The 20,890-nt window shown below is 42.2% G+C and carries 24 protein-coding genes and 2 pseudogenes; 10 read left to right on the plus strand and 16 right to left on the minus strand.

The window, feature by feature from the left end; all coding sequences use genetic code 11:
* Positions 1 to 27: 27 nt before the first annotated feature.
* The 13 genes and pseudogenes from NMM25_RS08185 to nrdR form a co-directional block, all read right to left on the minus strand.
* Complete coding sequence (locus tag NMM25_RS08185) at positions 28 to 1,059, minus strand: 3-deoxy-7-phosphoheptulonate synthase (RefSeq protein ID WP_254736524.1); 1,032 nt, start codon at positions 1,057 to 1,059, stop codon at positions 28 to 30.
* 1 nt (position 1,060) lies between these two features.
* Positions 1,061 to 2,092 carry a 3-deoxy-7-phosphoheptulonate synthase gene (locus NMM25_RS08190; RefSeq protein ID WP_000231306.1) on the minus strand — a complete coding sequence of 344 codons (1,032 nt, stop codon included), beginning with the start codon at positions 2,090 to 2,092 and terminating at the stop codon, positions 1,061 to 1,063.
* Positions 2,093 to 2,171: 79 nt separating this feature from the next.
* Entirely contained in the window at positions 2,172 to 4,685 is a 2,514-nt protein-coding gene (gene secA, locus NMM25_RS08195) for a preprotein translocase subunit SecA (RefSeq protein WP_084849218.1), read from the minus strand.
* 130 nt (positions 4,686 to 4,815) lie between these two features.
* Positions 4,816 to 5,571, minus strand: a complete 756-nt coding sequence (locus tag NMM25_RS08200) for a DNA alkylation repair protein (protein WP_254736525.1) — start codon at positions 5,569 to 5,571, stop codon at positions 4,816 to 4,818.
* A gap of 144 nt (positions 5,572 to 5,715) precedes the next feature.
* Entirely contained in the window at positions 5,716 to 6,006 is a 291-nt protein-coding gene (locus tag NMM25_RS08205; protein WP_084849220.1) for a hypothetical protein, read from the minus strand.
* Between the two features lie 131 nt (positions 6,007 to 6,137).
* Complete coding sequence (locus NMM25_RS08210) at positions 6,138 to 6,734, minus strand: LemA family protein (RefSeq protein WP_254736526.1); 597 nt, start codon at positions 6,732 to 6,734, stop codon at positions 6,138 to 6,140.
* A gap of 160 nt (positions 6,735 to 6,894) precedes the next feature.
* Positions 6,895 to 7,743, minus strand: a complete 849-nt coding sequence (locus NMM25_RS08215; RefSeq protein WP_254736527.1) for a YgcG family protein — start codon at positions 7,741 to 7,743, stop codon at positions 6,895 to 6,897.
* A 312-nt stretch (positions 7,744 to 8,055) separates the two neighbouring features.
* Positions 8,056 to 8,394, minus strand: coding sequence for a hypothetical protein (locus NMM25_RS08220; RefSeq protein WP_254736528.1), 339 nt, complete (start codon positions 8,392 to 8,394; stop codon positions 8,056 to 8,058).
* Positions 8,395 to 8,477: 83 nt separating this feature from the next.
* Positions 8,478 to 9,788 (minus strand): ribosome biogenesis GTPase Der, encoded by a 1,311-nt coding sequence (der, locus tag NMM25_RS08225; protein WP_001207688.1) that lies wholly within the window; start codon positions 9,786 to 9,788, stop codon positions 8,478 to 8,480.
* A 13-nt stretch (positions 9,789 to 9,801) separates the two neighbouring features.
* Positions 9,802 to 10,515: pseudogene (locus tag NMM25_RS08230) on the minus strand (NADPH-dependent oxidoreductase).
* Positions 10,512 to 11,408 (minus strand): primosomal protein DnaI, encoded by an 897-nt coding sequence (gene dnaI, locus NMM25_RS08235; protein ID WP_254736529.1) that lies wholly within the window; start codon positions 11,406 to 11,408, stop codon positions 10,512 to 10,514. The pseudogene NMM25_RS08230 and the gene dnaI overlap by 4 nt, the downstream one beginning before the upstream one ends.
* Complete coding sequence (locus NMM25_RS08240; RefSeq protein WP_254736530.1) at positions 11,409 to 12,572, minus strand: DnaD domain protein; 1,164 nt, start codon at positions 12,570 to 12,572, stop codon at positions 11,409 to 11,411. It lies immediately after the preceding gene.
* Positions 12,573 to 13,046, minus strand: coding sequence for a transcriptional regulator NrdR (gene nrdR / locus NMM25_RS08245; RefSeq protein WP_001203676.1), 474 nt, complete (start codon positions 13,044 to 13,046; stop codon positions 12,573 to 12,575).
* 140 nt (positions 13,047 to 13,186) lie between these two features.
* Between nrdR and NMM25_RS08250 the strand changes: the two genes are divergently transcribed.
* Genes NMM25_RS08250 through NMM25_RS08260 form a run of 3 tightly spaced genes read left to right on the plus strand, consistent with a single transcriptional unit; the run spans position 13,187 to position 14,996 of the window.
* Positions 13,187 to 13,552 carry a GntR family transcriptional regulator gene (locus NMM25_RS08250; RefSeq protein WP_000119117.1) on the plus strand — a complete coding sequence of 122 codons (366 nt, stop codon included), beginning with the start codon at positions 13,187 to 13,189 and terminating at the stop codon, positions 13,550 to 13,552.
* 4 nt (positions 13,553 to 13,556) lie between these two features.
* The gene (locus NMM25_RS08255) at positions 13,557 to 14,252 is read left to right on the plus strand and encodes an ABC transporter ATP-binding protein (RefSeq protein ID WP_254736531.1); all 696 of its coding nucleotides are present in this window, start codon (positions 13,557 to 13,559) and stop codon (positions 14,250 to 14,252) included.
* Positions 14,253 to 14,267: 15 nt separating this feature from the next.
* A complete protein-coding gene (locus NMM25_RS08260; protein ID WP_254736532.1) occupies positions 14,268 to 14,996 on the plus strand; it encodes a hypothetical protein in 729 nt (242 codons plus the stop codon).
* 31 nt (positions 14,997 to 15,027) lie between these two features.
* Here the strand turns inward: NMM25_RS08260 and NMM25_RS08265 are convergent, their stop codons facing one another.
* Together NMM25_RS08265 and NMM25_RS08270 are read right to left on the minus strand one after the other, a co-directional pair.
* Positions 15,028 to 15,723, minus strand: a complete 696-nt coding sequence (locus NMM25_RS08265) for an LrgB family protein (RefSeq protein WP_254736533.1) — start codon at positions 15,721 to 15,723, stop codon at positions 15,028 to 15,030.
* On the minus strand, positions 15,720 to 16,094 hold the full coding sequence (locus NMM25_RS08270) for a CidA/LrgA family protein (RefSeq protein WP_143952424.1): 375 nt from the start codon (positions 16,092 to 16,094) through the stop codon (positions 15,720 to 15,722). The genes NMM25_RS08265 and NMM25_RS08270 overlap by 4 nt, the downstream gene beginning before the upstream one ends.
* Before the next feature lie 196 nt (positions 16,095 to 16,290).
* Here NMM25_RS08270 and NMM25_RS08275 point away from each other — a divergent pair, with 196 nt between their 5' ends.
* The 7 genes and pseudogenes from NMM25_RS08275 (at position 16,291) to queF (ending at position 19,838) form a co-directional block, all read left to right on the plus strand.
* On the plus strand, positions 16,291 to 16,671 hold the full coding sequence (locus tag NMM25_RS08275) for a MarR family winged helix-turn-helix transcriptional regulator (protein WP_042768552.1): 381 nt from the start codon (positions 16,291 to 16,293) through the stop codon (positions 16,669 to 16,671).
* A 97-nt stretch (positions 16,672 to 16,768) separates the two neighbouring features.
* The gene (locus NMM25_RS08280) at positions 16,769 to 16,990 is read left to right on the plus strand and encodes a DUF4649 family protein (RefSeq protein WP_254736534.1); all 222 of its coding nucleotides are present in this window, start codon (positions 16,769 to 16,771) and stop codon (positions 16,988 to 16,990) included.
* Positions 16,991 to 17,005: 15 nt separating this feature from the next.
* Complete coding sequence (trxA, locus tag NMM25_RS08285; RefSeq protein ID WP_001029581.1) at positions 17,006 to 17,320, plus strand: thioredoxin; 315 nt, start codon at positions 17,006 to 17,008, stop codon at positions 17,318 to 17,320.
* 202 nt (positions 17,321 to 17,522) lie between these two features.
* Positions 17,523 to 18,176: pseudogene (queC, locus tag NMM25_RS08290) on the plus strand (7-cyano-7-deazaguanine synthase QueC).
* Complete coding sequence (gene queD, locus NMM25_RS08295) at positions 18,176 to 18,619, plus strand: 6-carboxytetrahydropterin synthase QueD (RefSeq protein ID WP_254736536.1); 444 nt, start codon at positions 18,176 to 18,178, stop codon at positions 18,617 to 18,619. Before queC ends, queD begins: the two are co-directional and overlap by 1 nt.
* Positions 18,612 to 19,328, plus strand: a complete 717-nt coding sequence (gene queE / locus NMM25_RS08300; RefSeq protein ID WP_254736538.1) for a 7-carboxy-7-deazaguanine synthase QueE — start codon at positions 18,612 to 18,614, stop codon at positions 19,326 to 19,328. The genes queD and queE overlap by 8 nt, the downstream gene beginning before the upstream one ends.
* Before the next feature lie 18 nt (positions 19,329 to 19,346).
* The gene (gene queF, locus NMM25_RS08305; protein WP_254736539.1) at positions 19,347 to 19,838 is read left to right on the plus strand and encodes a preQ(1) synthase; all 492 of its coding nucleotides are present in this window, start codon (positions 19,347 to 19,349) and stop codon (positions 19,836 to 19,838) included.
* Positions 19,839 to 20,136: 298 nt separating this feature from the next.
* On the opposite strand, the gene NMM25_RS08310 is transcribed toward queF, so the two are convergent.
* Entirely contained in the window at positions 20,137 to 20,805 is a 669-nt protein-coding gene (locus NMM25_RS08310; protein WP_254736540.1) for an MIP/aquaporin family protein, read from the minus strand.
* Positions 20,806 to 20,890: the final 85 nt, after the last annotated feature.

The following is a 20,890-nucleotide window of genomic DNA, read 5'->3' on the forward strand; positions in this document are numbered from 1 at the left end:
AGATTCCCCCAACTCCATCCTTTTCACTTATTTTGTTAAGGTAGTATAAATTTCGTCTACCAAGGCTACTGTATTTTCCCAACCTAGACAAGGGTCAGTTATGGAGCAGCCAAAGACCTCTGGTTGGTTTTGGCGACCATCTGCTAGGTAAGATTCGATCATAAAGCCTCGAACCGTCTTTTTAATCTTTTCATTCCAATCACGATTCAGCAAGGTTTGACGAACAATGCGAATTTGTTCCATATACTGCTTGCCTGAATTGTCATGATTGGTATCGATGATAATGAAGGGATTTTCAAGTTCCATGGTCTCATAACGATTGATGGCATTTAAGAGGGTTTCATAGTAGAAGTTGGGTTCATTTTTGCCATATTCATTCATGGCGCCACGAAGGATAACGTGGGCCAAGGGATTTCCTGAAGTCTCCACCTCTTGACCATGGTAAAGGAAGGTTTGCTTGTTTTGAGCTGCATAGATAGCATTAAACATAACTCCAAGGTTCCCAGATGTCGGATTTTTCATCCCAACTGGAGCATCAATCCCAGACGCCACAAAGCGGTGTTCCTGGTCTTCTACTGAACGAGCTCCTACAGCATGGTAGCTGACTAGATCATCAACCAAAACGAGATTTGACGGATAGAGCATCTCATCAGCTGTCGTCAAGCCCGTTTCGGTAATCACACGGTAATGGAGCTGACGAACTGCCTGCAAACCATTGATGAGACTAGGCGCCTCACTAGCATTTGGCTGATGAATCATACCCTTATAGCCATCTCCGTTGGTACGAGGTTTAGCTGTATAGACACGCATGACGATAAAAATTTTATCCGCAACTTTTTTCTGCAAGTCAGCTAAACGACGAGCATATTCCAAAACAGCCTCTTCATTGTCAGAAGAGCAAGGCCCCATCACCAAAAGGATTCGGTCATCTTCACCTGAGATAATAGCTGCCAACTCTCGATCTCGCGCTCCCTTATAACGCAAGGCTTCAGGTGACAGCTGGGTCGCAGCCTTGATTGCTTCAATATCTATTTCTTGACCTTTTTCGATAAATGCCATCTTATTCTCCTAGCGTTTGGTAGATTTCACGAACAAGTGCTTCTGTATTATCCCAGCCTAGACAAGGGTCCGTGATAGACTTGCCAAAAACTTCAGGTTCATTTTGACGTCCATCTTCCAGATAGGATTCAATCATAAAACCACGAACGTATTTTTTGATTTTCTCATTCCAGTCACGGTTGATCAAGGTCTGGCGAACGATACGGATTTGATCCATGTACTGCTTGCCTGAATTGTCATGATTGGTATCGATGATGATAAAGGGATTTTCCAAGCCCATCTTTTCATACTGGGCAATGGTATCCATCAAATTGTCATAGTAGTAGTTGGGAATATTTTTCCCGTATTCATTCAAGGCACCGCGAAGAATGGCGTGGGACAATGGATTCCCTGTTGTTTCCACCTCTTTACCGAGAAAGAGAAAACTCTGTTTATTTTGCGCTGCGTAAATCCCGTTAAACATAACATTGAGATTGCCAGATGTTGGATTTTTAAATCCTGTTGAAAAGTCTGCTCCACTCGCTACAAAACGGTGCTGTTGATCCTCTACAGAACGTGCTCCAACAGCCATATAAGAAATCAAATCATCTACCAGCGGAAGATTTTCAGGATAAAGCATCTCATCAGCTGTTGTCATTCCTGTCTCGGTAATCACACGGTAGTGTAGTTGACGAACAGCCTTGATTCCATTGATCAAGCTAGGAGCTTCTGTCGCATTCGGTTGATGAATCAAGCCCTTATAGCCATCTCCATTGGTACGAGGTTTAGCTGTATAGACACGCATGACCATAAAAATACGGTCTTTGACCTCTTCTTGCAAAGCAGATAGACGCTTGGCATACTCGAGAACCGCCTCTTCGTTATCAGATGAACATGGTCCAATCACCAAGAGAATACGCTGGTCTTCCCCACGGATGATGGCTTCCAATTCCTGATCACGTTGATTTTTTCTCGCAAGAGCCGCTCCCTCTAATTTAGACAAGGCGCGAACTTCTTCAATGTTAATTTTAGGACTTTTAGCTTTAAATACCATGATTCATCTCCTTATAAAGCAAACGGACACCAAGCAAAAAATGATTTTTACCAGGTATCCGCCTGTATTTTATCTCATATTATTGTCTCTTACCATGACAGTTCTTGAATTTCTTACCTGATCCACATGGGCATTGGTCGTTTCGTCCGATTTGGCTCAAGTCCAAATCTTCTGGAAGGCTTGCCTGCTGCGCTGCAATATTACGAGTCGCAGTTGTACTGATATTGTGTTCAGTTTGCGGACGTTCTTGTTCATGGATTTGTGCTTTCATCATCAAGCGGGTCACATCGAATTCAATCGATCCAATCATGTCGTTAAACATGCGGAAACCTTCTGCTTGATATTCTACAACAGGGTTGTTTTGGGCATATCCACGAAGACCAACAGCATTTCGCAACTGGTCAAGAGCATCGATATGGTCTGTCCACTTGTTGTCTACAACACGTAGAATCAAGACTTTTTGGAATTCTTTCACTGCATCTTCGTCACGAAGCTTAGCAACTTGGCTGTCATAGACTTTCAAGGCACGTTGGAATAGTTCATCTTTGATAGCTTGGTCTGACAAACCTGCAAGGTCTGAACGGCTAATTGAATCTTCTGGAAGCAAGTTATACTTAGCAAAGTTCAAGATTGCTTCCAATTTTTCATCTTCTTTCGAACGAGCATGTGCATCCACGATACGTCCAATGGTACGACGAATCATAGCATGGATTTCTGGTGCCAAGTCACGATCTGCAGTAATGACATCATAGCGTTGCGCATAGATGATCTCACGTTGTTCACGCATAACATCATCGTATTGAAGGACTTGTTTACGAGTGTCGTAGTTGTTTCCTTCGACACGTTTTTGAGCTGCTTCAACTTGACGCGTTAACATGCGAGATTCGATGGCTTCGTCAGACATGTTGAGACGTTCAAAGACACCTTTCAAACGTTCTGAACCGAAACGTTTCATCAAATCATCTTCAAGAGACAAGTAGAATTGTGACTCACCTGGGTCTCCTTGACGTCCTGAACGTCCACGAAGCTGATTATCAATACGGCGACTTTCGTGACGTTCTGTACCGATAACACAAAGTCCACCAAGTTCACGAACCCCTTCACCAAGCTTGATGTCGGTACCACGACCGGCCATGTTGGTTGCGATGGTAACGGCACCACGTTGACCAGCGTTCATGATGATTTGCGCTTCTCTGTAGTGGTTCTTCGCATTCAAGACTTCGTGAGGAACACCTGCTGCTACCAATTTCTTAGAAAGGAAGTCACTCGTTTCAACGGCAACTGTACCTACCAAGACCGGCTGACCTTTTTGGTAACGAGCTTTTACATCTTCAACTACAGCCTTAAATTTCGCATCAAGACTTGCATAGAGAAGGTCTGAGTGGTCGATACGTTGAATTGGACGGTTGGTTGGGATTGGGATAACACGAATGTTGTAGATTTCGCGGAATTCTTCTTCTTCTGTTTTACCAGTACCTGTCATACCTGCCAATTTCTTATACATACGGAAGAGGTTTTGGTAGGTGATAGAAGCTGAAGTCTTGGTCTCGTCTTGGATTGGCACACCTTCTTTTGATTCAATCGCTTGGTGCAAACCATCAGAGTAACGACGACCTTCCATGGTACGACCTGTAAATTGGTCGACGATCAAGATTTCCTGCTCTTCGCTAACCACATAGTCGATATCGAGAATCATGATATAGTTGGCACGGAGGGCATTGTCAATAAAGTGAGTAAGAGCTACATTTTCAATGTCGTAGAGATTTTCTAGTTTGAAGTAGCTTTCAGCCTTGTCAATACCAGAATCTGACAAACCGATCGTCTTAGACTGAACGTCAATGATATAGTCGTCCTTGTCCAAAGATTTCACGAAGTGGTCCGCCATATGGTAGAGTTGGCTTGTTTCAACTGCATTGGCACCTGAAACGATCAATGGTGTACGGGCTTCGTCGATCAAAATCGAGTCAACCTCATCGACCAAGGCATAGTTTAGTGGACGTTGCACCATGTTTTCTGCACGAACGACCATGTTATCACGAAGGTAGTCGAAACCAATCTCTGAGTTGGTTGAGTAGGTAATATCACAAAGATAAGCTTCTTTTTTCTCCATCGGAGATTTAGCTGCCAAGTTGATCCCTACTGACAGACCGAGCCATGAGTACAATTCACCCATTTCAGTCGCGTCACGTTCTGTTAGGTATTCGTTGACTGTAACTACGTGAACTCCTTTACCTGCAAGGGCATTGAGGTACACTGGCATGGTCGCTGTCAAGGTCTTCCCTTCACCGGTACGCATCTCTGGAACGTCACCATGGTGAAGAACAATCCCACCCATGACCTGAACCTTATAAGGGAAAAGCCCAAGGACACGTTTTGCAGCTTCACGAACTACTGCAAAAGCCTCATATAGCAATGAATCAAGTGATTCACCCTTGTTGTATCGTTCTTTAAATTCGTCAGTTTTTGCTTTTAGTTCTTCGTCTGACATTGCAGCCATTTGGCTCTCATAGTTAAGAACCTTATCAGCCATCTTTTCCAGACGACGAAGTTCTCCTTTATCATTTTCAATAATCGTTTTTAAAATATTAGCCATGATTTTCCTTACTTTTAATTCTGAATATTTTAGAATGTTCTTTTAATTTTAGCATATTTACCATTATTTTTCAAGAAAGAATCCTTAATTTACAACGGAAAAGCCCAGCCAAAATTCTGCTTTTTTTGCATCAATCTTCTGTGGCTCTTTTTTTGTTTTTTGTTCGAGATGCATGCTTGATGATCCAAGCACAACTTGGACTTAGCTCCTCCTTCTGCCAAGTTTGAAGAATCCTTTCAAACTTATCAGGATCTTCCTTGTACAAATCATTTAGATTATTGGCTACACTTTTTTGAATAGACTTATCTCTATCATCTTTTAGATTGGTCAGAATAGTGGTGAAATCCTCAAAATAATCCAATACCACGGTTTGTCTCTTAGCCCAAGGCAGACGGATACGCATACATTCGCTGGCAAGTCTGCGAACGCGCAAATTTTCATCCTGACTCCATTCTAACAGCAAAGTCATTGTAGCCTTAGGATAGCGAGCCAGTAAGGGCCTCATGGAAAATTCTCCCGTAAATCGCTTGGTTAGTTCCTTACTAAAGGCCGCGCTCAATTCAAATTCCTTATTCCCAAATAGCTCTACATATTTTCCGATTGGCCAAAGCCAATATCCTTCTGAGAACATACCTAAACCACCCTCTAACTCAGGACCCAAAATTTTCTCAAAAACCTTGAGAGAGTCCTGATAAGATAAGGGAAGACATTCTTTGATACTTCTAGCCAAGAGTTCTTGACGCTGGCTAAACTCCAACTCTTCCAAGTCTTTTTCTAACAACAGCCTAAACTTTCGCTCATTAAATGCAGGGGACGCTTCTTTCAACCGTCGACTCAAATCCCTAGCATAAGCCAAGTCATAATAATCTTTTACTTTTTTAGCCATTTTTCAAATCCCTTAATCTTCATTTTACGGGACTTATTATATCATACAGACAGCCCGTCAACAAAATTATTTTCATATCTCCAACTATTTTAACAAGGAAGAAAAAAGGACTAGAAGCTAGTCTAGTCCACCAATTTTTAATGTTTAATTTCCCAAAAATGCTGGTAATAAGCCAAAGTACAAAAAGAGATTGATCCAGAAGGCCAAGCAAAAGATAATTCCAAAGATGAGAAGACTGAATTTTTTAATCAGCACGGAGTATAGGATTGATAAAACACCAAAAACCACAAAGAGTTTTCTCATAACGAAATAATATACTGAAACTCCTCCTATTTGCCAATCCCAAGGAAGAAAAAACATGAGGAACCAGAGAAGGCAAATCGTAAGGATATATCTCTTGTAGTGCGCTTCAAGAAAGGCTTTTGTCCTCTCCATAGCAAACCTCCATTTCAGTCACTGTCTCTTCCCTTTTATTATACCAAAAAAACCTGGAAAAAGCTTTCCAGGTTCGGTTTGAAATCACTAGTCATACTAGAGAAATTCCTTTATTCATAGGCTGATTCACTTTATTGACTTGATGAAGATGTTCCAAAATCGACCTTAGGAACTGTCTTGGCTTCTTCTGTTTCTTTAAAGGTTTCAGCTTCTTTGAAGTTCATCATATTCGCAAAAAGCACGGTTGGAAAACTTCTCAACTTTTGATTGTACTCAGCTGCAACCTTATTATAGTCCTTGCGTGCTACAAAAATACGATTTTCACTGCCTGAAAGTTCGACCATTAGTTGCTCAACATTTTGATTGCTCTTGAGTTCTGGATAATTCTCCGTCAAGGAAATCAAGCGGGAAAGAGCAGAGCTCAACTCTCCCTGAGCCTTTTGGTTTTCTTCCGAAGTTACTGAGCTACTACCGATTTTAGCTCTAGCATCCGCAATCTTGGTAAAGACTTCGGTTTCATTATTCATTTGTCCTTTAACGGACTCCACCAAGTTACCAATCAAGTCCGAACGACGTTGGAGGGCCGTCGAGACATCGGCCTGAGCCTGCTCCACTTTAGTCTGTTCACCAACCAGACCATTATAGGTCGTCACTGCGGAACAACTTACCAGAACTAGTAGTCCAAAAAAGATCGCCACTATTGAGAGAATTACTTTATTTTGTTTCATATCAAAACCTTAACACTTTCTTTTATCAACTTTTCTGAGAAAATACTCAGATTTTAAATCAATTTCCCAAACTTTGTTTTTATTTTTAATTAAGGAGTGAACTCTTGCAAAGGAGTCACCTTACTGCACGGAGAAATTAGTTTGAACAATATATGATCACTCACCAGTCATCAGACGAACCACCGCCATCAAAGCCACCGCCGTCCCAGCCTCCAGATGAGTCGGAGCCTGAGTCAGACCAAGAGGAGCCTGAGTCTGATGAGTCACCGCCCCACCAGCCACCGCCAGAATCATCTCCACGTGAACCACCACGACCACCAAATAGAAATCCGATAATCATTACGATGAAGTAAATGAGAACTCCAAATCCGATAACTCCGTCGCTCGAACTGCTTTTTCGGTTCCGTTTTGAAGATCGACTCTCAGCTGTATACTTTTCAATTTCTCTTAGACGACTAGAATTAGTAGCATAGTCGTAACTACTTCTAGAACTTGAAGAAGTCGTACTCGATCCACTATAGAACATGTAGTTTAGATTGTTTACTATTGACAGAACACCCTTGTTATAGTCACCATTTTTAAAGTAAGGACGTGCTGTTGTCAAGAACCTATGAGTCTGATAGTCTGTGATCTTACTGGCCACATTATTACTGGTTTCAATCCGTGATTTTCTATCTTGGACTGCTATGACGACCAAGGCACCATTGTTGTCTCCCGAATAGCCAATCTTCCAAGCTCTAGCTGTTTCATTGGCTACAGTCTCGATTGTTTCTCCATCTAGGCTTTTCATAACGTAAACTCCCATCTGGAATTTTTCTGCTTTTTTACTATTTGCATTATTCAATTCCCGAATCTGACTTATAGTCTCATCCGTTAGATAGTGATCCGGGTCATAGATCCCGTACTCAGGTTTTTCAGGTGCTGTGAATGCTGACAAGAAGAGAAAGACCATCAGCAACCCAAGCAAGCGAACCAACAAACTCTGTTTAAATAATCTGCTACTTTTCATAATAACCTCCCTGATAAAGGAAAATTGATTTAAGGAATTATAGCATTTTGATTTTTACAAAGAAAGTGCATTTTCATTACAAATAGATTACAAAAACTAGGAAAATGATTGAATTTTGATGACAGATTTCTCCTCCAATTTGATAGCTTCTTTTCTCCCTTTTTAGACAGAAAAAAGAAGACTATGAAGTCTTCTCTTAGTTTGTTTTTGCAGAAAAACAAGCAAGACTTACTTACGTTTTCTTGCGATGAGATGGATTGGTGTTCCCTCAAAAACAAAGGCTTTTCGGATTTGATTTTCGAAGAGTATAAATCAATGCCTTCCCGTTTTAGACTTTCCTAGTTCCCGTCTCAAGCGAAACATTTTTTTGAAAAAGATGTAGTCTAGCCAGTCACTGCCTAGAGATATGACTATCAACAGCAACCAAACACCGCAAACACTCGTATCTGATACATGTTTGAGAACAATAGGGAAAAATAAGAATGAAAAAATTGTCAGATTCAGGCTAAACAGAGCTAAAATAGAAAAATAAATCCAGTAGAAATAGTAGATGATGGGGAAAAACCTACTATTTCTGTCAGCATTGTCTATCCAATAGAAAAAGCAAACGCAAGGAAATAAGACTATCAATTGATTAAACGACAGTTTCATTATCGACACCTCTCTTTGACAGCGTTTTCTTCACCTTCATTCTATCAAAAAAATCTGGAAATGTCATTCCAGATTCTACTTTTTTATTTACGTTTTCTTGCAATGAGATGGATTGGTGTTCCCTCAAAGACAAAGGCCTTGCGGATTTGATTTTCCAAGAAACGCAGGTAAGAGAAGTGCATGAGTTCTTCTTCATTGACAAAGATGACAAAGGTTGGTGGTTTGGTTGCCACTTGGGTTGCGTAGAAGATTTTGAGGCGTTTCCCTTTGTCTGTCGGTGTTGGATTGATAGCAATGGCATCCATAATGACATCGTTCAAGACAGCTGATGGAATTCGGGTGTTTTGACTTTCACTGATTTGCTTGATCATCTCAGGCAGTTTATGGAGACGTTGCTTGGTCAAAGCGGATACAAAGACAATCGGTGCATAAGGCAGATATTGGAACTGCTCACGGATATCTTCTTCCCATTTCTTCATGGTGTGGTTGTCTTTCTCAAGTGTATCCCACTTATTGACTACGATAATCATCCCTTTACCAGCTTCATGGGCAAATCCTGCGATACGCTTGTCGTATTCACGGATACCTTCTTCCGCATTGAGGACCATCAAAACCACGTCAGAACGGTCAATGGCGCGCATGGCACGCATGACTGAATATTTTTCTGTATTTTCATAGACTTTACCAGACTTGCGCATACCCGCTGTATCAATCATGGTAAACTCTTGTCCATCCGTATCTGTAAAATGGGTATCAATGGCGTCACGCGTTGTACCAGCAACGGGACTAGCAATCACGCGGTCTTCTCCCAAAATAGCGTTGATCAAACTTGACTTTCCAACGTTAGGACGACCAATCAAGCTAAATTTAATCACGTCTGGATTTTCTTCTTCAACTTCGTGTGGTAGATTTTCCACAATGGCATCCAGCACATCACCAGTACCGATACCGTGGACAGACGAAATTGGCAGGGGTTCGCCCAATCCTAGCGCATAGAAATCAAAAATATCATTTCGCATTTCAGGGTTGTCAACCTTGTTAACGGCAAGGATAACAGGTTTATGGGTTTTATAGAGTTTACGGGCTACGTACTCATCTGCATCCGTGATTCCTTCTTTTCCAGATACCACAAAGACGATGACATCGGCTTCTTCCATGGCAATTTCTGCCTGGTGCTTGATTTGCTCCATAAAGGGAGCATCGACATCGTCAATTCCTCCTGTATCTATCATACTAAAGGAACGATTGAGCCACTCACCCGTTGCATAGATACGGTCACGTGTCACACCCTCGACATCTTCTACGATTGAGATCCGCTCACCAGCGATCCGATTAAATAGGGTTGATTTCCCAACATTGGGACGTCCCACAATAGCAATAGTTGGTAAGGCCATGTTTTCTCACTTTCTACAATAACTTTTTCTTTTCAAGATTGTTCCGAGTTGAACTAGGTTCGGCTTGGCCAAACTGCTCTGCTAAACGCTGACTCCAAGAGGTCGCCGCACGCGCACCAGCATAGTCTGCCTGAACTTGGTCATAGTCCAAAATCGCTGCTACTGGCTGTTCTTGGTATTCTTCTTCAAATACCACTTAGCTCAAAGGTAATCTTGGTTTAACATCGTGTTGTTGATTTGGCACGCCAAGGGCAATCCCAAAAACAGGGTAGGTATAGTCAGGCAGGTTAAAGAGCGCTGCCACTTCTTCTGACTTGTAACGGACCAAACCGATGATAACACCACCATATCCCAGACTCTCTGCTGCAAGCAAGGTGTTTTGCCCAGCAAGCGCAGCGTCCACAGACGTGATAAGGAGACCTTCCACTCCTTGAGGTTGGAAACTGTCCGTATGAAGGCTTGCTCCCTTTTCCGCTCGGTTCAAGTCACCGACAAAGAGCAAAAAGGCTGCTGACTGGCGAATGGCTTCCTGAGGAACCAATTCAAAAAGAGCATCTTTCTTCTCTTGACTGCGTACAAGAATCACAGAGTAAGATTGAAAATTTTTCCAAGATGACGCCATTTGTCCAGCAGTCAAAATCTCTTCCAAGTCTGCTTGAGGAATTTCTTGCTCCTTAAAGCGACGAACTGAAGTATGGGCTTTCATCAGTTTAATGGTTTCTGTCATCGGCGATTTTCTCCTTCTAGTCTTGTCTCCTCAGCCAAATAACGGATTCGTTCCATGACCCGTCTAGCTTCCCAAGTCTCATCATTTCCATTCTTTCCTTTGGCAAAATGTTTTTCCAAATCTTGGAAATTAAAGTTGGAAGTAAAGAAGGTCGGCAAATCTTCCTGCATGCGGTACTGAAGAATGACTTGGAGAATCTCATCACGTACCCAAGGAGTCGACTGCTCTGCACCAATATCATCCAATACTAAGACTTCTGCTAACTTGATGTCATCTACCAAGGTCTTCACAGATCCTTCACCGATGGCATTTTTCACATCAATGACAAAACTTGGATAATGGAGAATGGTTGTAGAAGCCCCACGTTTTTCAGATAGGTCATGGGCAAGGGCCGCCATCATGAAGCTCTTACCGACACCAAAGTCGCCATAAAGATAGAGGCCTTTTCGGAAATGAGGATAGGCTTCTGAAAATTCAACCAAACGTTGAAAAACAGAGAAACGTCTCTCGTCATCTGCATCAACATCCTCAAAACTTACTTTTTTAAGACTAGCTGGAAGGTTGATTAGCTTGAGACGGTTTTTAATCGCTGCTTCTTTTTCCGCTGCGATTAGCTCTGGAGTTTCTTCATAAGAGACGTCTGCATAGCCATGGTTCATGACTAGTATAGGCTTGTAGCCACGCGCAATATAGTCTGTATCTCCTCGGAGGAACTTATCTCTCTCAGTGATGTATTGGTTAAACTTTGAAATACTACGGTTCAACTCCTCCTGACTGAGAGATTCTTTCTGGATAAAGGCCGCAACATCAGGGTCTTTTACAATCTGCTGGACCAAGTCCTGGTATTGAAATCGGCTTGGTTGACGTTTGAGTACGTCTCCGACACTTTCCATCTAGTCTCCTCCTTTTTCTAGTCGAGCTAATAATTCTTTTTTCTTACGTTCTAGTTCTAAGCGAGTTTCTTCGCTTGTTTCATTCTTATATTCAGGATTGCTCCACTTAGGAACATTTGTCTTAGTCGAGTTCGTTTTCGATTTCTGGTCTTCTTGCCCTTTTTGCTGACGCTCTCGAATCCGAAGCACAGCCTCTTCTGCTGTCCGAATTTTTTGATAAGCATAGTCATTGGCGACCTTCATGGCATATTTTTCATTGACATTAGCCGAATCAACCTTGTTAAAGGTTAGAAGCAAGACGATATTGATGACTTCATCCAACAAACCTAAAGATGCCATCTGGTGAAGGAGTTCTCGCTCACTCTGGGTAATATTCCCCTTACGCGTTTGCTTGATTTCCGCTAAAAAGTGTAGGGGAGTTTTATTTTTAGCTTCCCTGATAATGGTCATTTCTTTGGAACTAAAGTCAGAAGTAGCTGGTTTTTGTGCTATCTTTTCACGCATGCGTTTGACTGAAATAACCTGAGCTACTGCTGTCGTCTTGGCTAATTGATAGGTTTCAAACCAGGTCCATTTTTTTTCATCTGCGATGGCAAATAATTCTAAAACATCCGCCTGCTCGTCTTCAAAACGCAAGCCATCTCGAGCCATCAGGTGCTGGAAATGTTCCAAATCAAAATCATTTTTTAACTTGCTTTTAGACTCGCTTGGGGTCACTTCTTCAGTCAGGGTTGGAAAGACTTGACTCAAGGAAACCGAGAGTGCTTCTCCCTCACTTGGAGCTTGCTTCATAGCAGAAACAGCTACATCCCCAATCTTTTTCTCTAATAATCTGCTGTAGACTGAATGACTTAGAAAATCCTGACTGGAGAGGGGAGACTGAAGCTGCAATTCATAGGTTTCCCCCTTTTGATAAAGGGTCAACAAATCCAAAGCAGATAAGATTTTGAGGGATTGGAGCAAGGTCGGCATGCCAAAGTTTAAGTGGTTGAGGATATGGGAAAAGAGGTGCTCCTTTTGCCCTCCATCCCAAAAGGTAATGGCATATAGATAGAGGCTCAGTGCCTCCTGACCGATAATCGGGAGGTAGCACTGCACCAGAGAAGAGGTATCTTGCGACACCCGATTATTCTTTAGAAAAGAAAAACGGTCATTTGGCTTCATTTACTTTTCCTTTTTCTTTTTAGAGGACTGGGTGATCTGCTGGAGCAGACTCTCCAACTCACTCACATCCTTAAAGCTACGATAAACACTGGCAAAACGAACATAGGTAATCTCATCAAGCTCCGCCAATTCTTCCATGACTAAAGACCCAATATATTCACTTTGGATCTCATTCTCACTGCGACTACGGAGTTTTTGCTCGATACGATTGACCACCATGCCGATTTCATCACTCGAAACAGGGCGTTTCTGTGCTGAGCGAATAATCCCATTAAAGATTTTATCTCTCGAAAACTGCTCACGTGTACCGTCTTTTTTGACGACAACCAGCGTTCTTTCTTCTACTCGTTCATAGGTTGTAAAACGATGCTGACACTCATCGCACTCACGTCTTCGGCGGATGGTATTTCCTTCTTCGGCTTGTCGACTATCAACAACACTAGACTTGGTGGCCCCACATTTTGGACAACGCATGCATTTCCCTCCTTGTCGTTTTCTTTTCATTATACCATTTTTTGAGCAATTCCCAAAACAATTCTTATTTTTACTTGACAAGTTTTTTGTTTTATTGTATTATTTAATTAGAACAACGAAGACAAAGAAAGGAGACTATGATGTCCTGGTCATTTGATAATACAAAACCGATTTATTTACAGATTATGGAAAAAATCAAATTACAGATTGTTTCCCATGAACTGGAACCCAATCAACAGCTCCCTACCGTGAGAGATTTAGCGAGCGAGGCTGGGGTCAATCCTAATACCATTCAGCGCGCCTTGTCTGACCTCGAACGTGAAGGATTTGTATACAGCAAGCGGACAACTGGTCGGTTTGTCACCGAGGATTTGGACCTCATCCTTCAGTCCCGCAAACAACTTTCCGAGGAGCAACTGCAACAATTCGTCTCTTGCATGCTTCAATTTGGCTACAAAAAAGAAGAACTGCCAAATGTATTAAGCGACTATATTAAAGGAGTTTAAGACTATGACACTACTAGCACTTGAAAATGTAACAAAATCATATGGAGCAACTGCGGCACTTGACAATATCTCGCTAGAGATTTCAGCTGGAAAGATTGTTGGGCTCCTCGGGCCAAACGGTTCTGGGAAAACAACCTTGATCAAACTGATCAATGGTCTTCTTCAGCCAGACAAAGGACGTGTTCTCATTAACGGACAGGATCCAAGTCCCGCTACCAAGGCGATCGTCTCTTATCTACCAGACACAACTTATCTGAATGAGCAAATGAAGGTTAAAGAAGCCCTGACTTACTTTAAAACCTTCTATCAGGATTTCAATCTTGAACGCGCCCAACATCTGCTTGCAGACCTTGGCATTGATGAAAATAGTCGCCTCAAGAAACTATCAAAAGGAAACAAGGAAAAGGTCCAACTGATTTTGGTTATGAGCCGTGAAGCTCGTCTCTACGTGCTCGACGAACCGATTGGTGGTGTAGATCCGGCTGCCCGTGACTATATCTTGAACACCATCATCAACAACTACTCACCAACTTCAACGGTGCTGATTTCAACCCACTTGATTTCAGATATTGAGCCAATCTTGGATGAGATTATCTTCCTCAAAGACGGAAAAGTCGTCCGTCAAGGAAATGTTGATGATATTCGTTACGAGTCAGGTGAATCAATTGACCAGCTCTTCCGCCAGGAATTTAAAGCCTAAGCAAAGGAGATTATTATGTTTTGGAATTTAGTTCGCTACGAATTTAAAAATGTCAATAAATGGTATCTGGCACTCTACGGAGCTGTGCTTGCAATTTCAGTTTTGATTGGAGCTTTTCTTGGTAGCCTTAGCCCGAGTTACAATTCTAACAACGCTGTTTATTTCATCTTCTTTTTGGTACTAGTCTTTGGAGGACTCAGCGTCACTCTTTGGATTGCAACAATCTTTTTAATCATCCGAAGATTCAAGGGGAGTGTTTATGACCGCCAAGGGTATTTGACCCTGACCCTACCTGTCTCTGAGCACCAAATCATCATCGCAAAACTCTTAGGTGGTCTTGTCTGGTCCATCTTAAGCTATATCGTCTTTATCTTGAGTGTATTGATTATCTTCTTCTTAACACCAATAGAAAAAGACTTCACTGTTCTCTATAACTTCATTTCCCCTTACCTCAGCTACGGCTGGCTATATGCCCTATCACTATTTGTCGGTTCGATCACATGGATTTTATCCATTTACCTCTCCATCTCAATCGGACAACTCTTTAATGAGTATCGAACAGCTATGGGGATTCTAGCCTATATCGTCATTGCCATCGTCATTGGTTATGTTTCTATCTTTTTCCGAATTGAAAATAACTTTAACATGATGATTGGTACAGAAATCTTACGCGATCTCTTTTTATCGGCTATCTACTATCTCGGTACCTACTATATCTTAAAAAACAAGGTTAACTTGCAATAAAAAATGCCCAGCTAGAAAGCTGGGTTATTCTTTAACTCAATATCAAACTGGCTACGATGGGGCTGACAAAGACGTAGAGAATACCGGTGACACCGATAGCCAAGCCACCCATGGCTCCTGCTACCGAGCCGTATCGAAAGGCTGTTCCCGTTCCGACAGCGTGACCTGTTCCTCCAAGAGAAAGTCCCACAGCCACTGGGTCATCAATCTTCAACCACTTCAAAAGGGTTGGTCCGATCACACTGGTCAAGATCCCAGTCGCTACTACGACGACCAAGGTCACAGTCGTCAAACCTTGCAATTTTTCTGTGATTCCCACTGCCATGGCAGTTGTCACTGACTTGGGAAAGAGAGAAATGGCTAGGAAAAAATCCATGCCAAAGATTTTCGCCACTATGGCAGTGAAGCTAGTGTTGACAACTACTGCTAGCAGACTACCAAAGAGAATACTCCGCGCATGGTGCTTCATCAGATGAAAACTCTTATAAAGCGGAATCCCTAGAGCTACGGTCGATGGGACTATCAAGTTGTTCAGATAAACACCACCTTGGTAGTAATCTTGATAAGAAATACCCGCCGCCTTAAGGAAAATAATGATAAAAATAGCTGACAAAAGTAAGGGTGTTGTCAATGGATGGGGGAAACGTCTGTAAATCAACATACCCAATAGATAAGCTAGAATAGATAATGCAATCCCAAACAGAGGATTGGATACAAATTCGCTCATTTGGAATCTCCTTTCTCATAATCTCCCTCAAATCGTCTCTTGATAAACTGAACCACTAGGGCAATGAGGATAATGTTGATGACCGCGGCAAAAAAGACAATCAAGACGATGGGCAAGAGATAAGGTGCAATCACATCAAACTTTTCCATGATTCCCACTGCTGGCGGCAAAAAGAGAATGGTCATATTGGCCAGCAAGAAATTCCCGACCATATTGACATGCCTGGTCCTTAGCCACTTGAACTGTAAGGCTAGAAAGAGAATAATCAAACCGATAATACTGCCTGGGATGGGCAAATGAAAGAAACTGGAGATTCCCTCACCGATTAGAGAAATCACAAAGAGAATCATTAATTGAACATATAATTTCATCCTAAACTCCACGAAATAGACTTCTTGCATACCAGTTTACTCTTTTTTTAGAAAATTTCAAGGAAATATTGAAATTCTTCTTTCTTGCAAGGATTAGTTAAAAGTAGTATAATCATTGCATGCGCAATCATCTTGTGTTGTAGAGACAGTCAGTAATGACTTTGTGATTTTTACTTTGAAAAGAAAGGAGAAAGCAATGACCTATTTGGAAAAGTGGTTTGACTACAACCGCCGTCAAAAGGAAATGGAAGCCTTGTTGGAAGAAACTATTGCCCAGCAGAGTGAACAAAGGTTGACCTTGAAAGAGTTTTACCTGCTCTACTATCTGGACCTAGCTGATGAAAAATCTTTACGGCAGATTGACCTACCAGATAAACTCCATCTTAGCCCGAGCGCTGTTTCTAGAATGGTAGCTCGCCTGGAAGAGAAAAACTGTGGTTTGCTTAGTCGCCGGTGTTGCGATCAGGATAGACGGGCAAGTTTTATCTGCCTGACTGACGAGGGACAGACAACTCTAGCTTACCTGCAAAAGGCTGTCGAAGAAAGACTGGAGACGAGTCTTGATTTCATTTCATAATCATATTTTCTAAAACAGTTGCGTGCGCAATCATTTTTCTTGACATTCCTCTTTTCAAGGAGTACAATAAAGTCAAGATCGAACAAAGGAGTTTTATATGATCGAAATTACTTATCTAGACACCAGCAAACAAGAGAGAACCATGACTTTCGAGTCTTATGAAGATTTTGAACGTTCTCAACATGCCTGCCTTATCGGCGTTGCTGATTACTACACTGTCCAAAAATTAACCTACAATGGTCATGATTTGGACTACCATGGGACTTATGGAGATGTCTTCTTCTATCTCATGAAACAAGATTTAAGCCAATATAACTAAAAAAGGAGAAATACAATGGCAAAAGCAATTACAGATGCAACATTTGAACAAGAAACAAAAGACGGTTTGGTCTTGGTAGACTTCTGGGCAACTTGGTGTGGTCCATGTCGTATGCAAGGTCCAATCTTGGATAAATTGTCTGAAGAACTTTCAGAAGATGTCTTGAAAATCGTTAAAATGGATGTTGATGAAAATCCAAACACAGCTCGTGCTTTTGGAATCATGTCTATCCCAACCCTTCTCTTCAAGAAAGACGGCCAAGTGGTGAAACAAGTTGCAGGTGTTCATACTGCAGAACAAATCAAGGCCATCGTTGCTGAATTGAGCTAATCACACTAGAGACCAAGTGCTTCATTTGGTCTCTTTTTTCTTGCCCTTTGCCATTTTTCAAAAAATATGCTAGACTGTATGTAGAATATTACGATGTTTGGGACATGCCATCGCTAAAAAAAACCTCTACTTGGTATTTTTTAGCTCCCCTCAAGGGAGCTTTTTGCGTGCTCTGAACATTTCCCATTTTGGAAGGAGTACTATGAAACGTCAATCAGCCTTGGTCGTCTTTAGCGGCGGTCAAGATTCAACAACCTGCCTCTTTTGGGCTAAAGAACACTATGAAACAGTTGAAGCCGTCACCTTTGCCTACGGCCAACGCCATCATCTCGAAATTCAAGTTGCTAGATAAATCGCTAAGGAACAAGGCATTCGTCATCACATCTTAGATATGTCTTTGCTGGGACAAATTACTGAAAATGCCCTGACCTCTGATCTGGAGATCGAGCAAAAAGAGGGAGAGGTTCCCAATACCTTTGTTGACGGCCGCAACCACCTCTTTCTATCTTTTGCAGCAGTTCTTGCCAAGCAACGAGGCATTAAAGATATCGTGACAGGTGTCTGTGAGACAGATTTTTCAGGCTACCCTGACTGCCGGGATGTCTTTGTCAAATCTCTCAATGTCACGCTCAACCTTGCCATGGATTACGACTTTGTTATCCAAACACCTCTCATGTGGTTAGACAAAGCTGAAACTTGGGAGTTAGCCGATCAACTCGGTGCCTTTGACTATGTTCGTGAAAAGACCTTGACCTGCTACAATGGGATTATCGGAAGTGGCTGTGGAGATTGTCCAGCCTGCCACCTACGTCAGCATGGACTAGATGTTTATCTCTCACAGAAAGGAGAGGGCTAATGTTTTTTGCACCTAAAGAAATCAAACAAGAAACTGGCGAGTCTCTGGTCTACAATCCTCACAGAACCTTGGTATCAAAAGAATTCACCTTTGATGCCGCCCACCACCTCTTTCACTATGAGGGAAAATGCAAATCCCTGCACGGCCACACTTATCATCTGCAGATTGCTGTTAGTGGATTTTTAGATGAACGTGGCATGACCTACGATTTCGGAGATATTAAAGCAATCTACAGGAACTACTTAGAACCCCACTTGGATCATCGCTATCTCAATGAAACCCTGCCTTATATGAACACGACCGCTGAAAACATGGTTTACTGGATTTTCCAAACCATGAGTCAAGAGTTGCCAGACGAACGCGGTCTCCGTATGGAATACGTTCGCCTCTATGAGACTCCGACTGCCTTTGCAGAGTTTAGACGGGAGTGGTTAGATGACTAGGGAACATGTCCTCAAACTACCAGTTCTGGAAATTTTTGGGCCAACCTTTCAAGGCGAAGGTCGTGCTATTGGGCAAAAAACCATGTTTGTCCGCACTGCTGGTTGCGACTACCACTGCGACTGGTGCGACTCTGCCTTTACTTGGGATGGTTCTGAAAAACCAACTCGCATGACGGCTGACGAAGTCATTGCTGAATTAGACAAGCTAGGAAGCTACGACTATGTAACCCTGTCTGGGGGAAATCCTGCTATCCTAGCAGCCAACATGGCTCAACTCGTCACCAAGCTCAAGGAACGTGGTGTCACTCTAGCTGTTGAGACCCAAGGCTCCCGCTGGCAAAATTGGTTAAAAGACATCGACCAGGTTACTCTGAGTCCAAAACCTCCTTCATCCAAGATGGAAGTCAACTTTGAGACCTTGGATTTTATCGTTTCCCAACTGAATCCAGATAAAGTCACCTTTAAAATCCCTGCCTTTGATGACGCCGATTTGGCCTTTGCCAAAGGCATTCAAGAACGCTACCAACCAGATGTTCTCTTCTTATCAGCAGGAAACCCTGAGCCCAAGGCTACAGGCAATATCGTTCAAGACCAACTGGACCGTCTCAAAGAACTTTGGGAACGCATCGCCGCTGATGATAGCTGGGGCAATGTCCGCGTCCTTCCTCAACTCCATACCCTCCTCTACGACAACCAACGTGGTGTTTAAGATTAGAAAGAAAAAATCATGTCACAACAAGAAGAAATGAAAAACCTAAGCCTACTGGGCAACAAAGAAACCAACTACATTTTCGAGTATCAACCAGAAGTCCTCGAATCCTTTGACAATCGTCATGTGGAAAATGACTATTTTATCAAATTTAACTGTCCTGAATTTACCTCTCTTTGCCCAATCACTGCTCAGCCAGATTTTGCGACGATTTATATTTCCTACATTCCTGACAAGCTCTGTGTCGAGTCAAAATCCCTCAAACTCTACCTCTTTAGCTATCGAAATCATGGAGATTTCCACGAAAACTGTATCAACACCATCGGGAAAGACTTGGTCAACTTGCTAGACCCTCGCTATTTAGAAGTCTGGGGAAAATTCACTCCACGTGGGGGCATTTCAATCAACCCCTACTACAACTACGGTAGACCTGGAACCAAGTATGAAGGCTTGGCAGAACAACGCCTCTTCCAACACGACCTTTATCCAGAGAAAATTGACAACCGCTAAACTCATACTCAATGAAAATCAAAGAGCAAACTAGGAAGCTAGCCTCAGGTTGCTCAAAGCAGTGCTTTGAGGTTATAGATAAGACTGACGAAGTCAGCTCAAAACACTGTTTTAAGGTTGTGGATAGAACTGACGAAGTCAGCTCAAAGCACTGCTTTGAGGTTGTGGATAAGACTGACGAAGTCAGTCACATATATAATCCAAGGCGAAGCTGACGTGGTTTGAAGAGATTTTCGAAGAGTATCATACGAAAAAGCCCTGTTCCTCAAGATGAGGAGCAAGGCTTTTTGAGTTTCAATTATTCTTCTGTTCCAAGAAAGTTTTTCGCAACAAGAGCTGCAAGAACGCCACCAACGATTGGGGCAAGGATGAAAATCCATACTTGTTTAAGGGCTGCACCACCTACCAAGACAGCTGGTGCCAAGCTACGAGCTGGGTTTACTGAAAGGCCAGTGATGTTCAAGCCCACAAGGATCAAAGCTGTCAATGACAAACCAATGACCAAACCAGCGATTGCACCATTACCTTTGCTTGCTGATGTTACAGTCATGATAACTAGGACAAACAAGAAGGTTGCGATGACTTCAAACAAGAATCCACCAAAGACAGTGACACCGTTTGCCAAGGCATTTTCACCAAGACTAGCAGTTGACATGCCTGAGTTAGACAAGAGGAAGAATACCGCAGCTGACGCAAGGAAAGCTCCAACTACTTGCCCAAGGATGTAGTTTACAAGCTCTGAAGATGACAAACGTTTGTTTACAAACATAGCGATCGAAACTGCTGGATTCAAGTGAGCACCTGAAACAGTCCCGATTGAGTAAGCTGCAACTACGATTGCCAAACCAAAAGCAAGAGCAATCCCAAGGTGCCCAAGACCTTCAACACCATTTCCAAAAACAACAGCTCCTGTTCCGATGAACACAAGCATAAATGTACCGATTAATTCAGCAATAAATTTTTTCATGATAAGTCTCCTTTTTTTAAACTATGTATTAGTCTATCAAAAGAAGGAAAGGGTTTCAAGAAAATTGACTGGAAATTTTTGTTGA

Source organism: Streptococcus sp. CF10-1 (assembly GCF_024295825.1).
Classification (GTDB): Bacteria; Bacillota; Bacilli; order Lactobacillales; family Streptococcaceae; genus Streptococcus.